The organism is Pantoea sp. C1E2 (assembly GCF_056491465.1).
The window spans coordinates 3,135,858-3,149,746 of the sequence record NZ_JBSZHT010000002.1 but is presented as its reverse complement, the minus strand read 5'-3'; the positions used below and the strand labels follow the sequence as shown (position 1 = coordinate 3,149,746).

Annotated in this window: 12 protein-coding genes; 4 read left to right on the top strand and 8 right to left on the bottom strand. The window is 54.0% G+C overall.

The window, feature by feature from the left end:
* Positions 1-20 precede the first annotated feature (20 nt).
* Positions 21-248: a YejL family protein gene (locus ACXI0A_RS15095; protein ID WP_034824987.1), complete on the bottom strand. Its 228-nt coding sequence runs from the start codon at positions 246-248 to the stop codon at positions 21-23.
* Positions 249-406: 158 nt separating this feature from the next.
* Here ACXI0A_RS15095 and yejK point away from each other — a divergent pair, with 158 nt between their 5' ends.
* Entirely contained in the window at positions 407-1,411 is a 1,005-nt protein-coding gene (gene yejK / locus ACXI0A_RS15090) for a nucleoid-associated protein YejK (RefSeq protein WP_224931149.1), read from the top strand.
* 57 nt (positions 1,412-1,468) lie between these two features.
* On the opposite strand, the gene rplY is transcribed toward yejK, so the two are convergent.
* Complete coding sequence (gene rplY, locus ACXI0A_RS15085; protein WP_224931151.1) at positions 1,469-1,753, bottom strand: 50S ribosomal protein L25; 285 nt, start codon at positions 1,751-1,753, stop codon at positions 1,469-1,471.
* 128 nt (positions 1,754-1,881) lie between these two features.
* Complete coding sequence (gene radD, locus ACXI0A_RS15080) at positions 1,882-3,636, bottom strand: DNA repair helicase RadD (RefSeq protein ID WP_476147961.1); 1,755 nt, start codon at positions 3,634-3,636, stop codon at positions 1,882-1,884.
* Between the two features lie 167 nt (positions 3,637-3,803).
* Between radD and rsuA the strand changes: the two genes are divergently transcribed.
* The 3 genes from rsuA (at position 3,804) to ACXI0A_RS15065 (ending at position 6,471) form a co-directional block, all read left to right on the top strand.
* Positions 3,804-4,526 carry a 16S rRNA pseudouridine(516) synthase RsuA gene (rsuA, locus tag ACXI0A_RS15075; protein ID WP_476147963.1) on the top strand — a complete coding sequence of 241 codons (723 nt, stop codon included), beginning with the start codon at positions 3,804-3,806 and terminating at the stop codon, positions 4,524-4,526.
* A 12-nt stretch (positions 4,527-4,538) separates the two neighbouring features.
* Positions 4,539-5,729 (top strand): Bcr/CflA family multidrug efflux MFS transporter, encoded by a 1,191-nt coding sequence (locus ACXI0A_RS15070; protein WP_034824979.1) that lies wholly within the window; start codon positions 4,539-4,541, stop codon positions 5,727-5,729.
* A gap of 415 nt (positions 5,730-6,144) precedes the next feature.
* A complete protein-coding gene (locus ACXI0A_RS15065; RefSeq protein ID WP_224931156.1) occupies positions 6,145-6,471 on the top strand; it encodes a YejG family protein in 327 nt (108 codons plus the stop codon).
* Here ACXI0A_RS15065 and yejF read toward each other — a convergent pair.
* From yejF to ACXI0A_RS15040, 5 genes are all read right to left on the bottom strand, one after another.
* A complete protein-coding gene (yejF, locus tag ACXI0A_RS15060) occupies positions 6,465-8,054 on the bottom strand; it encodes a microcin C ABC transporter ATP-binding protein YejF (protein ID WP_224931158.1) in 1,590 nt (529 codons plus the stop codon). The genes ACXI0A_RS15065 and yejF overlap by 7 nt on opposite strands.
* The gene (locus ACXI0A_RS15055; RefSeq protein WP_476147965.1) at positions 8,051-9,076 is read right to left on the bottom strand and encodes a microcin C ABC transporter permease; all 1,026 of its coding nucleotides are present in this window, start codon (positions 9,074-9,076) and stop codon (positions 8,051-8,053) included. Before ACXI0A_RS15055 ends, yejF begins: the two co-directional genes overlap by 4 nt.
* On the bottom strand, positions 9,076-10,167 hold the full coding sequence (locus ACXI0A_RS15050) for a microcin C ABC transporter permease YejB (protein ID WP_224931162.1): 1,092 nt from the start codon (positions 10,165-10,167) through the stop codon (positions 9,076-9,078). The genes ACXI0A_RS15055 and ACXI0A_RS15050 overlap by 1 nt, the downstream gene beginning before the upstream one ends.
* 10 nt (positions 10,168-10,177) lie before the next feature.
* Complete coding sequence (locus tag ACXI0A_RS15045) at positions 10,178-11,986, bottom strand: ABC transporter substrate-binding protein (protein ID WP_476147967.1); 1,809 nt, start codon at positions 11,984-11,986, stop codon at positions 10,178-10,180.
* A 65-nt stretch (positions 11,987-12,051) separates the two neighbouring features.
* On the bottom strand, positions 12,052-13,617 hold the full coding sequence (locus tag ACXI0A_RS15040) for a cyclic di-GMP phosphodiesterase (protein ID WP_476147969.1): 1,566 nt from the start codon (positions 13,615-13,617) through the stop codon (positions 12,052-12,054).
* Positions 13,618-13,889: the final 272 nt, after the last annotated feature.

Here is a 13,889-nt window from a genome sequence, read left to right as displayed (position 1 = left end):
TATGAGGTCAGATCTGCAATTTAGTGGGCGTTGTCATCGCGTACGGAAGACTGCAACGCTTCCGCGAAAGATTTCGCCAGGCTGCGGCGCTGGGCCGGGGAGACACTGGTGTTAATCAAATTGGTTACCATGTTCCCTAATACCATCAGGGAAAGGTCGGTTGGCGCTTTATCTTTTTCAAGAATCTGCGCCATCTGCGCGAGAAGTTTCTCTACGCGCTCGTCGCTATAACGGGATGATTGTGGCATATCGTCGACTAATCAAGTGTGAAAAGGCGGTATATTACCGTAACAACGCACTTTTTTCCGCAATTAAATCGCAAGCAGAGCGATCAGTTTGTGCGTGGAGTTGAAAGCAGCGGCGGGCGGTGTTTGAATACGCGCCTGAGCCTAAAGGAGAGTCTACCATGAGTCTGGATATCGACCAGATTGCCCTGCATCAGTTAGTTAAACGTGATGAAAACCAGCTGGAAGTGGTCCTGCGCGACACTTTGCTGCCCGCGACCCGTGCGGTAGAAGAGATGGCAGAAGAGCTGCATCGGGTGTATAGCGCCAAAAGCAAAGCCTATGGCCTGTTCAATGAAGAGAGCGAGCTGGCCGATGCGCTGCGTAACTGCCGCAAAGGGGAAGATGACTTTCTGGCCTTTAGCCGTGCCGCGACCGGGCGTCTGCGTGATGAGCTGGGCAAATATCCGTTTGCAGAAAGTGGCGTGGTGCTGTTCCTGCATTATCGCTATCTGGCGGTGGAGTATTTGCTGGTGGCGATGCTGAGCAGCCAGTCGAGCATGCGCGTCAATGAGCAACTGGATATCAGCAGCACCCATTATCTTGATATCAATCATGCAGATATTGTGGCGCGTATTGATCTCACCGAATGGGAAACCAATCCAGAATCCACCCGTTATCTGACCTTCCTGCGCGGACGCGTCGGGCGCAAAGTGGCCGATTTCTTTATGGATTTCCTCGGTGCCAGCGTTGGCCTCGACACCAAAGCGCAGAACCGGGGTTTGCTACAGGCGGTAGATGACTACTGTGCGGAATCGAATCTCGATAAGAACGAGCGTCAAAATTACCGTCAGCAGGTGTATAGCTACTGTAACGATCAACTGCAGGCGGGCGAGGAGATTGCGCTGGAGGATTTGTCCACTGAGCTGCCGCCGCTGGGAGAGAAGACTTTCCAGGCCTTTACGCAGGAGCAGGGTTACGAGCTGGAGGAACACTTCCCGGCTGACCGTAGCACGTTACGCCAGCTGACCAAGTTCTCCGGCAGCGGTGGCGGTCTGACGCTGAATTTTGATGCCATGCTGCTGGGTGAGCGCATCTTCTGGGATCCGACAACCGACACTCTGACCATCAAAGGGACACCGCCTAATCTGCGCGATCAGTTACAGCGTCGAACCGGCGGCAACTGAATTTCAGACAAAAAAAAACGCCGCGTAAGCGGCGTTCTCTTTTCAACTCGTTGGCGATTAAGCGCGAACGAAGTCGATGTGGTGCAGTTTTGGCTTGAACGGATGACGCTGTACCGCCTGAGCTTTAACTTTGATTTCTTTACCATCAACAGCGATGGTCAGCACGTCGGTGTAGAACTCAGGCTTAACCTGCAGGTTCATCACTGAATCGTGGTCCAGTTCGATTGCTACTGGAGCTTCGTCTCCGCCATAGATGATGGCTGGGAATTTATTTGCTACACGCAGACGGCGGCTCGCACCCTTACCCTGCTCTTTACGTACTTCAGCGTTAATAGTTAACATTTGATTTCTCTTCAATCATTTCTGCTACAGGCGACCCAGCAACAGACGGTTATTCAAACGCTTTTACGGATGCAAAAGCGGGCGGCATTATAGCCGTAATAGGGGGCATGGGCAAATGATTCCGCCGCTTATCGCAGCTCATTTGCGCGACGGTAACGTCCTTGATAATCGAACATCTTTTCGCGAATCTGCCAGAAATGGCCCTTGGCACGCGCCACGACAAAATCGGGATGGCGCAGCAATGGCTGCAAGGCGATAACATCGGCGGCCGTTTGCCAGCCCAGTTCAACGCCCGGCGCACGCTGGTGCGGGCGCATAAACAGCTGTTCAAAGGCCTTACGCTGTGCGGGCGTTTGCAGGCGGAAACGTTCGCTGACGCTGGTGCCATCTTCATCGAAATAGGTGGCCTTCAGCCATTCTCCTTTCTCGTCACGCCCCTGTTCCAGCGTCATGCCGCCGCAGCGCAGCACGCGTGCATCTTTGAGTTTTAACGCAGCTTTCAACATATCATCGGGATCGACCATGATGCGATCGCACTGATGACAGCGGCGAGCGGCAATATCGTTTTCTGCGCCACAGTCAGGGCAACTTTTAAAGCGGAAGCGATAGTCGCACTGTTCGCGGTTGCCTTCGTCATCTTCCATTACGCCCTGACAGCGACGGCCAAAATGTTCGATGATGTGGCCATCTTCGGTGGTTTTTCCCCAGAAGGTATTGGCGAAACCACAGGCAGGGCAAAACACCTGCACTGGTTGATTGTCGCTTGCCCCTTTTGGCGCGCCGACTTCTGGGGTAAACAGATCGTGCGGATTGCCGGCGTAATCAAGGATCAGGCAATCGGTTTTGCCCGGCGACAAACGCAGGCCGCGCCCGACAATTTGCTGGTACAGACTGACCGATTCGGTGGGGCGCAATATGGCGATGAGATCCACATGCGGCGCGTCAAAGCCGGTGGTCAGCACCGCCACGTTCACCAGAAACTTCAACTGCTGCGCTTTAAATTCGCTGATTAAGCGGTCACGTTCTTTCACCACGGTTTCTGCTGACACTAACGCGCTGTCTTCCGGCAGCAGTGACAGAATCTCTCGCGCATGTTCCACCGTGGCGGCGAACACCATCACGCCTCGTCTATCCTCAGCGAATTCAACGATCTGTCTGATGATGTGCGGTGTCACGCGATTCTGCTGCTTCAGTTCACGATTAAGATCGGCTTCGCTGAATAAGCCATTGTTTTGCGGAATCAGGCGGCTGAAATCGTACTGCACCACCGGCATATCCAGCCGTTCGGGCGGCACGAGGAAACCGTGTTTGATCATGTAACGCAGTGGCAGTTCATAAATACAGTCACGGAACAGCGCATGCTGAGCGCCGCGCACCATACCGTGATAGTGAAACTGATAGATCCAGCCTTTGCCGAGCCGGAAGGGCGTCGCAGTCAATCCGAGCAGACGCAGTTGCGGATTGTGTTGGCGCAGATGGGCAAATAGTTGCTGATACTGGCTCTCTTCATTGTCGCTGATGCGGTGGCACTCATCGACGATCACCAGCGAAAACGCACTGTCGAAGCGATCCAGATTACGCGCTACAGACTGCACGCTGCCAAACACCACTTTGCTTTCGCTCTGTTTGCGCTGCAAACCGGCGGCAAAAATATCGGCTTCCAGACCATACGCCTGATATTTGCTGTGGTTCTGCTCGACCAGCTCTTTCACATGCGCCAGCACCAGCACACGGCCTCGGGCGATTCGCGCCAGCTCAGCAATCACCAGACTTTTACCGGCACCCGTCGGCAGCACGATCACCGCAGGCGCATCGTGGCGGCGAAAATGCTGAAGTGTGGCGTCAACCGCCTCTTGCTGATATGGGCGCAGGGTGAAGGACATCAGGGCAAACTTTTTTTTTCAAACGGGCACACATTATGCCATGAAAACAGCTGAAACGCAGGCGCGGTACTGTTAGCAGGCGAAGGATCAAGCTATACTGACCCCACTTTTTTAACGGACAAAACGCCGTTTCAGTTTCCCTCCGCAGTAACAGGCAAAACGAATTCATGCGACTCGAAAAATTCATATCTCAGCAGCTGGAAGTCAGCCGTGCTATCGCTGGCCGCGAAATCCGCGCCAAAAAAGTCACCATCAACGGTGAAGTGGTTCGCGATGCGGCCTACAAAGTGTTGCCAGACGACGAAATCGAATACGACGGCAACCCACTGGTGGTGCAAACCGGTCCACGCTACTTCATGCTGAATAAGCCGCAGGGTTATGTCTGCTCCACCGACGATCCCGATCATCCCACCGTATTGTTCTTCATTGAAGAGCCGGCTGCCTTCAAGCTGCATGCTGCAGGGCGTCTGGATATCGATACTACCGGTCTGGTTCTGCTGACGGATGATGGCCAATGGTCACACCGTATTACCTCTCCGCGCCATCACCTCGAAAAAACCTATCTGGTGGAAGTGGAAGAGCCGATTGATCCTGCGCTGGTGGAGAAGTTCGCGGCGGGGATTCAACTGCACAACGAGAAAGATCTGACCAAACCGGCGGTGCTGGAAATCCTCGATGAAAAGGCAGCCCGTTTGACCATCAGTGAAGGCCGCTATCATCAGGTTAAACGCATGTTTGCCGCGATGGGTAACCATGTGTCTGCGCTGCACCGCGAAAGTATTGGCGAGATTGTGCTGGATGAAGATCTGGCTGAAGGTGAATACCGTGAACTCACGGAAGAGGAGGTCGACAGCATCGGCCTGCCAGAAGAGCTGAAACAACGCAAATAGCGGGAGAGAGCGGTGCGTAAGGAAAAGAATTCACCGGTAGGTTTGGTCGTGATTCTGGGATTGCTGGCGATGCTGATGCCGCTCTCCATTGATATGTATTTGCCGGCCATGCCGCAAATCGCACGCGAATTTGCCGTTTCGGCGGGCAGCGTGCAGATGACGCTTAACCTGTACATCCTGGGGTTTGCTATCGGGCAGCTGGTCTATGGCCCGCTGGCTGACAGCTACGGACGTAAACCGGTGATTGTGCTGGGCACACTGATCTTTGCCTGCGCTGCGGCGGCATGTGCCTTGTCGCAGTCCATCGATCAGCTGATCTTTATGCGCTTCCTGCACGGTTTGTCGGCGGCGGCGGCCAGCGTGGTGATTAATGCGTTAATGCGAGACAGTTACTCGAAAGAGGATTTCTCGCGCATGATGTCGTTTGTCATGCTGGTGACCACCATTGCGCCGTTACTGGCACCGATTATCGGCGGTTGGCTGTTGCTGCTGTGGAACTGGCACGCGATTTTCTGGACGCTGGCCGTGGCCGCGTTAATCACCACCGTGCTGGTGGTGACACAGATCCGCGAGACGCTCAAACCTGAACAGCGGCAGCGCTTCCATCTGCGCACTACGCTAAGTAACTTCGTTGCGCTGGTGCGCCATAAACGCGCGTTCAGCTACATGCTGGCAAGCGGCTTCTCCTTTGCGGGTTTGTTTACCTTCCTCAATGCCGGGCCCTTTGTTTATATCGAAGTGAATCACGTTTCACCGCAAAACTTCGGCTACTACTTTGGCCTGAACGTGGTGTTCCTGTTTGTCATGACGCTGATCAACAGTCGCGCGGTACGCCGCTTCGGGCCTCTGGCGATGTTCCGTATCGGGCTGATCATCCAATTCGCGATGGGCATCTGGCTGCTGATTGCCAGTGCACTGGATTTAGGTTTCCTGTCGCTGGTGTTTGGCGTGGCGATGTTTATCGGCTGCGTTTCGACAGTCTCTTCAAATGCCATGGCGGTGATCCTTGATGAGTTTCCGCATATGGCGGGCACCGCATCGTCGCTGGCCGGAACCTTGCGCTTTGGCGTCGGCGCGCTGGTGGGGGCATTGCTGTCATTAGTGAGTATCAACAGCGCCTGGCCGATGGTGGCCACCATTGCACTGTGCGCAACCGTATCGATTGTGTTGTTTAGCTACGCCGCACGTCCACGCCACGCGTAAATCTGCACTTTCCTCTCACGGCGCGGTTAATCGCGGAGTTCACTGGCTTTTAGATCCACTGAATTCGCGATTAAAAACCGCGCCGTTATCACATTCCCACTTGCTGCAAGCAATCAATCCCTCACGCTCACTCGCGAATCCCCACATATTCGTTATGCTTAATGTTTCCATAATGTGAAAATTTAGGTGTAAAAAAGTAACGACATTGCGTCTAAAATGATTGTTAACTGCCGCCGAACAAGGTACACATAGGCATAAATGCGAGAAAGCTCTCAAATAATAACTTTGCTACATGCTTTGTGTTTAAAACGAGAAGGCTAACCTTGACGTCCGTATTCTGAGTTTACCAGGTAGGGATTCACTGCGTAATCGCCGTCGTCGTGAATAAGCGTTAACGTCTCTGGGGACTGTAATTATGCTGCAACTTTCGGTTATGCATCGCTTACCGCAACATTATCGTTGGTCATCCGATCATGTCGGTGAAATTGAACGTCAGGAAGCGGTAAACGGGGTGCACGATGAAGATCTCGTCGCACTGCGCCTGTTAAGCCACGATGGCCATCCTGCGCTGGAAATTCTGCACCAACTGCAAGAGACGCTGGCGCAGATTCAGGTCGAATGCAAAATTGCCCTGTGTGAAGGTCAGCCATGCTTGCTGATCCAGCGCGGTGACGAAAGCACCACCAACTGCTGCCTGAAAAATCAAGGTGTTGCCATCGCGGAAACCTTCGAAGGTCACTGAATGAGCGATTCGCCCTGCGCGGAAGCTAAAAGCTGCCGCGTATAATCGCTGGCCGGTGCGTTAAACAACGCCTCACACTCCCCCTGTTCCACCACTTCACCCTGGCGCAGCACAATCAGCTGATGGCAGAGTGCGCGCACTACCTGCAAATCATGGCTAATAAACAGATACGCTAACTGATGCTGCTGCTGCAAACGGCGCAGCAGGGTGAGAATTTGCTTCTGCACTGAGCGATCCAGCGAAGAAGTCGGTTCATCCAGCACGATTAACTGTGGTTCGAGAATGAGTGCCCTGGCAATGGCGATGCGCTGACGTTGACCACCGGAAAATTCAGCGGGATAGCGTGAACGACTTTCCGCATCCAACCCCACTTCCTGCATCACGGCGATCACTTTCGCTTCCTGCTCGGCGGCACTCAATTCAGGGCGGTGCACTGCCAGCCCTTCTGCAATCACCTGTTGCACCGTCATGCGCGGATTGAGTGATGAGTTGGGATCCTGAAACACCACCTGAATATGCGGTCGCAGCGGCAAAAGCTGTTTACGCGACAGGCTATGCAGTGGCTGACCGTCAAACCAAATCTCACCGCGCGCGGCTATCAAACGCAGCAGCGCCAATCCGGTGGTGCTTTTGCCTGAACCGGATTCACCGACCAATCCGAGACTTTCACCGCGGCGCAGCGTGAAGTTAAGGTCGCTGAGCACGGTTTTTTCCGCCACGGTGCGCTTGAACAATCCGCGTTTAATCGGAAAGCCCACCTGCAGATTTTTGACCTGCAACAGCGGCTGTGAATCAGTAAGCGGCACAGGTTGACCATCCGGTTCGGCGGCGAGTAATTCACGCGTGTAAGGATGCTGCGGCTGGCTGAACAATGGCTGGCAAAGATTGTGCTCCACTTCCCGGCCATTACGCATCACTGTTACGCGATGCGCCAGCTGGCGGACGATATTCAGATTATGGGTGATGAACAACATGCCCATATTCATTTCACGCTGCAGTTCACGCAGCAAGCGGAGAATCTGTGCCTGCACCGTGACATCCAGCGCGGTGGTCGGCTCATCGGCAATCAGCAGTTTTGGCTGCGTCAGTAACGCCATGGCAATCATCACGCGCTGGCGTTCTCCACCGGAAAGCTGATGCGGGAAATCGCCGAGGCGGGATGCCGCATTGCGGATGCCGACGCGGTCGAGGCAGCTGAGAATTTCGCCGCGCGCCGCTTCTTTGCGCATCCCGCGATGCAAAGACAGCACCTCATACAGTTGCTTCTCAACGTTGTGCAGCGGGTTGAGCGACATCATCGGTTCCTGGAAAATCATCGCCATCTGATTGCCGCGCAGGCCGCGCATTTCGCGCTCGCTGGCCTGCAGGATGCTTTGACCATTGAACAGGATCTCGCCTTGCGGATACGTCACGGGCGGCTGTGGCAGCAGGCGCATAATCGAGAGTGCGGTGACGCTTTTGCCAGAGCCAGATTCACCGACCAGCGCCAGGGTTTCACCGGCCTCAATCTGCAGTGAGATATCTTCCACCACGCGGCGTTGATTAAAGGCCACGGCAAGATGATTGACGCGTAACAGGCTCATTTCACCCCCCGGCTTGGATCAAAGGCATCACGCACCGCTTCACCGATAAAGATCAGCAGTGAGAGGAGCAGGGCGAGGGCGAAGAAGCCGGAAAGCCCCAGCCACGGTGCCTGTAAGTTGTTTTTGCCCTGTAACAGCAGTTCGCCCAGCGAGGGAGAACCCACCGGCAGGCCGAAGCCAAGGAAATCCAGCGAGGTCAGGGTGGTAATCGAACCGCATAAAATAAAGGGCAGGAAAGTGAGCGTGGCCACCATCGCATTCGGCAACATATGACGCAGCATAATGCGCCCGTCGCTAACGCCGAGTGCGCGTGCCGCACGTACATAATCAAAGTTACGCGTGCGCAGAAACTCGGCTCGCACCACGCTCACCAGGCTCATCCAGCCAAACACCACGGTGACCAGCAATAGCCACCAGAAGCCGGGTTGAATCACACTGGAGAGTAGAATCAGCAAAAACAGCGACGGCATGCCAGACCACACCTCAATCAGGCGCTGGCCAACTAAATCGACACGACCACCAAAATAACCCTGCACCGCACCGATGACGATACCGATCACGCTGGAGAACAGTGTTAGCAAGATCCCGAACAGCAGCGAGATACGCGTGCCATAGAGCAAGCGCGCCAGCACATCGCCGCCATTGGCGTCGGTGCCGAGCCAGTTCTGCTTCGAAGGCGGAGAAGGGAAGGGCACATCGGTGGCGAAATTAATGGTGCTGTCACTGAAACGGATCGGTGCCCATAATGCCCAGCCCTGCTGGTCAATGCGCTGTTTTAGCCACGGGTCCTGGTAATCGGCTGGGGTGGCAAAGTCGCCGCCAAAATCACTCTCGCTGTAATTGAACAGCAGCGGCATATACCAGCGTTGCTGATAGTACACCAGCAGCGGCTTGTCATTGGCCAGCAACTCTGCACCGAGTGAAAGCACAAAAATCACCAGAAAAATCCACAGCGACCAGTACCCACGGCGGTTATGGCGAAAGCGCTGCCAGCGTTGCTGGTTGATTAGCGATAAGCCCATTAGCGCCCCTCAAAATCGATGCGCGGATCGACCAGCGTATAGGTCAGATCGCTGAGAATGTTCATCAGCAAGCCAATCAGCGTGAAGATATACAGCGTGCCAAACATCACCGGATAGTCGCGTTGAATGGTGGCATCGTAGCCCAGCAAACCGAGTCCGTTGAGAGAGAACATCACCTCGATCAGTACTGAGCTGGTAAAGAACATGCTGATAAAGGTGGCAGGGAAACCGGCGATCACCAGCAGCATGGCGTTACGGAATACGTGGCCGTACAAAATACGTTTTTCATCCAGCCCTTTCGCGCGAGCGGTCACCACATATTGTTTGCGGATCTCATCGAGGAATGAGTTCTTGGTCAACATGGTGAGCGTGGCAAAACCGCCAATCACCGTGGCCAATACCGGCAGCGTGATGTGCCAGAGGTAATCGCCAATCTTGCTGTACCACGGCAACGTATCAAACTGCGGCGAGGTGAGGCCGCGCAGCGGGAACCAGTCAAAATAGCTGCCCCCGGCAAACAGCACAATCAGCATGATGCCAAACAGAAATGCCGGGATGGAGTAACCGATGATGATAAAAGTACTGCTCCAGATATCGAAAGCGCTGCCATTGCGCACCGCCTTCTTAATCCCTAAGGGAATCGACACCAGATAAATGATCAGCGTGCTCCATAAACCCAGGCTGATGGAAACCGGTAAGCTCTCTTTAATGAGCTGAAGCACCGAGGCGCTGCGGAACAGGCTGTCACCAAAATCAAAGCGGATATAGTTCCATAGCATTTCGCCATAGCGCTGCAGCAACGGTTTATCAAAGCCGTAACGGTGTTTGATCTCGGCAATCACTTCGGGATCAAGGCCACGCGCGCCACGATATTGGCTATCGCCCGGATTGTCATGCGCCAGCGCACCGCGCCCGCCGACATCTCCAGCGGTGCCCGAAGAAAATCCGGTGCTGTGGCCAAATTGCGCATTGGCCAGCGCCTGATCCACCGGGCCACCAGGCGCAATCTGCACGATAAAAAAGTTCAGGGTGATGATCGCCCACAGCGTGGGAATAATCAGCAGCAACCTGCGCAGGAAATAGGAACCCAAACCGCTCTCCTCAGCGTCTATCGGCCGGCAATCGTGCGGCTTTGTTCACGTCATACCACCAGTTATCTAACCCGGTTGCGTACGCCGGCTTGATTTCGGGACGGGAAAATTTGTCCCAGTATGCCAGCCTCTGTTCGGCGTTGTACCACATTGGGATCATATAGGCATTCCATAACAGAATGCGATCCAGTGCCTGGCCCAGCGGCAGCAGCGCTTTTTCATCGCCCTGATGATCAACAATTTCCTGCACGAAGTGATCCACGATGGGATCTTTCACCCGTGGCGTGTTCCATGAGGAGTCAATGTATTGCGATTGCCAGCTGGTGCGTAAGCTGGTGGAGGGCCACGGATTGGCCTGATAAAGCGTCGGGATCATATCGTAATCCCCTTCGCGCCAACGACGTAGATATTGCGAAGTATCGATCTGACGCAGCTCGACCTGGATCCCCAGACGCTGCAGGCTGTGCTGGTACGGCAGAGCCCAGTCATTTTGCGTGCCGCTGCGCATCAGCAATTCAAAGCGGAAGGGTTGTCCGGTTTTATCGTTCACCAATTGCTGATTCTTAATCTGCCAGCCGGCTTCTTTAAGCAGCGTCATGGCTTTTAGCAGATTGCCGCGATCAAATCCGCTGCCATCTGAACGCGGCGGCGCGTATTCGTTATTGAAGACTTCAGCGGGCAACTGCGCTTTGTAAGGTGCCAGCAGAATGAGCTGGTCGGCTTTAGGGTAACCTTTGGCAGCATAAGCGGTGTTCTGGAAATAGCTGTCAGTGCGTTTGTAGGCGCCGTAAAATAACGCTTTATTCATCCACTCGAAATCAAACGCCAGCGTCAGCGCCTCACGCACCCGGCGGTCAGCAAACAGCGGCTTTTCATTGTTAAAGGCCAGCCAGCGGGTATCGGTGGAGACGGTATTCGGCGTGGTCGATTTCACGATGGCGTGGCTGTCAAAGTTGCGCCCACGGTATTGCGTGGCCCACTTCTTCGCCGAACCCTCTTCGCGCAGATCGGATGCGCCGGCTTTGAAGGCTTCAAAGGCGACGTTATCGTCAAGATAGTAATCGTAGCGCAGCGTATCGAAGTTAAAACGTCCCCGATTGACCGGCAGATTCGCCGCCCAGTAATCTTTCACCCGACTGTACTGAATAAACTGGCCGGGCTTGTAAGAGGTGACGCGATAAGGTCCGCTGGAGAGCGGAGGATAACCGATCGGCTCGTTAAATTTTTTATTCTGCCAGAAGGCTTGCGGCAAGACCGGCAGCGTTAACCAACTCAGGATCATGTCCTTGTCCGGTTTCGGCATATCGATGCGCACGGTGAGCGTATTGAGCGCTTTTACTTCAACCCCACGGAACGCCACGCGGAACTGCGGCACCCCTTCGGTCATAAATTTCTGGAAGGTGAAGGCGACATCTTTGGCGGTAATCGGGCTGCCATCCTGAAAGCGCGCGTGCGGGTTGATGGAGACTTCCATCCAGTGATAATCGCTGGGATAGCGGGCGGATTCAGCAATCAGGGGATAGTAACTGCCGGGTTCATCATCGGAGGTCGTAAACAGCCCGTCATACAGGGTATCGGTGCCAGCGCCTGGGTTACCGCGTGAGGCATAACGGTTGAAGTTGTCGTAAGTACCCACCACGGCGATGGTCATCTTGCCGCCTTTGGGCGCAGCGGGATTCGCGTAGTCGTAATGGGTGAAATTCACCGCATACTTTGGTTCGCCCAGCTTAGCAAAGGCATAACTCTCATTGATGGTTTCCGCATGCAGTGGCGCTATGGCGCTACAAACCAACAACGCTGTGACAAGACGCAGCAGCATAAGTGGGGCGCTCTCCTAAAATAATCCGCACTGAATGGTAGCAGTTTCGTGACGATAGCGTGACGCTAACCGAGCGCTGCCTGGTTTTGGTAATAACGCACCAGGTTTTCCGGACGGAGAGGGCGACTAAACAGATAACCTTGCAGATGCGTTACACCACGATTCACCAACCACGCAGCCTGATCGCCGGTCTCAACGCCTTCCGCCACCGTTTTCAAATTGAGTTTTTTGGCCAGCAATAACACCGCATCCAGCACCGGTGAGGTGACGGTTTCGGTGCCGATACTCTGCACAAAGCCGCGATCGATTTTCAAATAATCAAACGGATAGCGCTCCAGATAAATCAGTGCGCTGTGGCCAGTACCGAAGTCATCGATGGCGATCTTAATATCCTGCTCATGCAGCCAGGCAAAAATCTCTCCAGCATTTTTCTCGCCCACAATGGTGCGCTCGGTAATTTCGAAGACATAGTTGAAATGGTCTTCTGGCATGTCGGCAATCCACTCCTGCACATGCTGACGGAAGCTCTCAGAGGCAAGGTGCAAAGGGGAAAGATTCAGGCTCATACGCGTGCCACGCGGCAGCTGCTGGCAGAGGAATTTCGCATCGCGTGCCACCAGCTTAAACAGATGCTGAGTCAGCGGAATAATCAGATTTTGCGCTTCAGCATTGCTGATAAAAGCATCGGGCGGAATCATTCCCTCAGTAGGATGTGTCCAGCGCAGTAACGCTTCAACGCCGTACGGTTGCCCATCCTGGGCGGTCACCAGTGGCTGATATTCAACATGAAACTGACCGCGTTTAATCCCCTGCATAATCTCTTTGCCAGGCCGCTGATACAGCGTTAACAGCAACCAGCTTGCCGCACTCATAAACAGCGTTGAGAGCAACCCGGTGAGCAGAATCAGGTGATAATCACGTTGTGCCAGCGTGGTGCCGTACAGCACGAAGCGCATGCCATTATCTTTAAAGCTGATTTCTTTCAATGCGGGCGGTAAATCGTGGATGTTCACCACCTGATTTTTACCACTCAACAACGCTTTATCGCCAATCACCAGCGCCATACCGGTGATTTCAGGATGATAGGAAGCCAGCAGCTGATAAGGCGTCAGGCTGATATTCATGGTGGCGAGAATGCCGGTTTCAGCAGACCCGGGATTCTTCATCCACAGCGCCAGCGCAGGTTTGGTTGGCAGCAGCGGCGTCCCTTCCAGTAAGCGCAAATCGCGATCGCGTTCCAGCTCCGATTGCGGAGAGATATCATTCGCGGGGAGCAGAAAGGCGCCGGTGGCAGACGAACAGTAGGCATTGCTGTTACGTACTAGCAAAATCGCGCGGATATTGCCGGCGAAAGCAGCGCGTGAAGTGAGTTCGCGGCTGACGCTATTGCATTCAAGCTGGGTGTACTGTTGCAATGGATAAAGGGTATCCACCAGGGTCGACATCACCTGTTGTAGATCGTCGCGGCTATGGATCAGCAACTGTTCATGTTGTTGTACACGTTTTTGCCAGGTTAGCGTCAGCAGAACGATGACAAACAACAGAAAGAACACCCCGCCGATAATCGCACTACTCCAGGCGATACGGCGCGAATAGGTTGCATGACGTTTTAACGTCCCCGACAGTGGCATGGAGTGCATTCCCCTTTATGGCGCCATTATTATTATGTACATCGTGCACTACTGCTCGCTGGTGTCTGGCGTAAAACATTGCATCAGGGCGGGTTTTTCAGCCGACGAAGACGCAAGAATTTGCTGCCAGTAAGCAAACGAGAATATAACGAGGAAGCGCGAAAAGTCTCGTTATATTTCTGATTCTCAATTACTTTTTATCAATCGGATTTGCGTTAAGAAACATCAGGCGAAAAAAAACGCTGCCTGGGCAGCGTTTTCTGATTCTCTGG

What these genes read in the sequence shown, in the direction of transcription:
- ACXI0A_RS15095 (WP_034824987.1), bottom strand. Translation starts at nt 248, where the DNA reads ATGCCACAATCATCCCGTTATAGCGACGAGCGCGTAGAGAAACTTCTC.
- yejK (WP_224931149.1), top strand. Translation starts at nt 407, where the DNA reads ATGAGTCTGGATATCGACCAGATTGCCCTGCATCAGTTAGTTAAACGT.
- rplY (WP_224931151.1), bottom strand. Translation starts at nt 1,753, where the DNA reads ATGTTAACTATTAACGCTGAAGTACGTAAAGAGCAGGGTAAGGGTGCG.
- radD (WP_476147961.1), bottom strand. Translation starts at nt 3,636, where the DNA reads ATGTCCTTCACCCTGCGCCCATATCAGCAAGAGGCGGTTGACGCCACA.
- rsuA (WP_476147963.1), top strand. Translation starts at nt 3,804, where the DNA reads ATGCGACTCGAAAAATTCATATCTCAGCAGCTGGAAGTCAGCCGTGCT.
- ACXI0A_RS15065 (WP_224931156.1), top strand. Translation starts at nt 6,145, where the DNA reads ATGCTGCAACTTTCGGTTATGCATCGCTTACCGCAACATTATCGTTGG.
- yejF (WP_224931158.1), bottom strand. Translation starts at nt 8,054, where the DNA reads ATGAGCCTGTTACGCGTCAATCATCTTGCCGTGGCCTTTAATCAACGC.
- ACXI0A_RS15055 (WP_476147965.1), bottom strand. Translation starts at nt 9,076, where the DNA reads ATGGGCTTATCGCTAATCAACCAGCAACGCTGGCAGCGCTTTCGCCAT.
- ACXI0A_RS15045 (WP_476147967.1), bottom strand. Translation starts at nt 11,986, where the DNA reads ATGCTGCTGCGTCTTGTCACAGCGTTGTTGGTTTGTAGCGCCATAGCG.
- ACXI0A_RS15040 (WP_476147969.1), bottom strand. Translation starts at nt 13,617, where the DNA reads ATGCCACTGTCGGGGACGTTAAAACGTCATGCAACCTATTCGCGCCGT.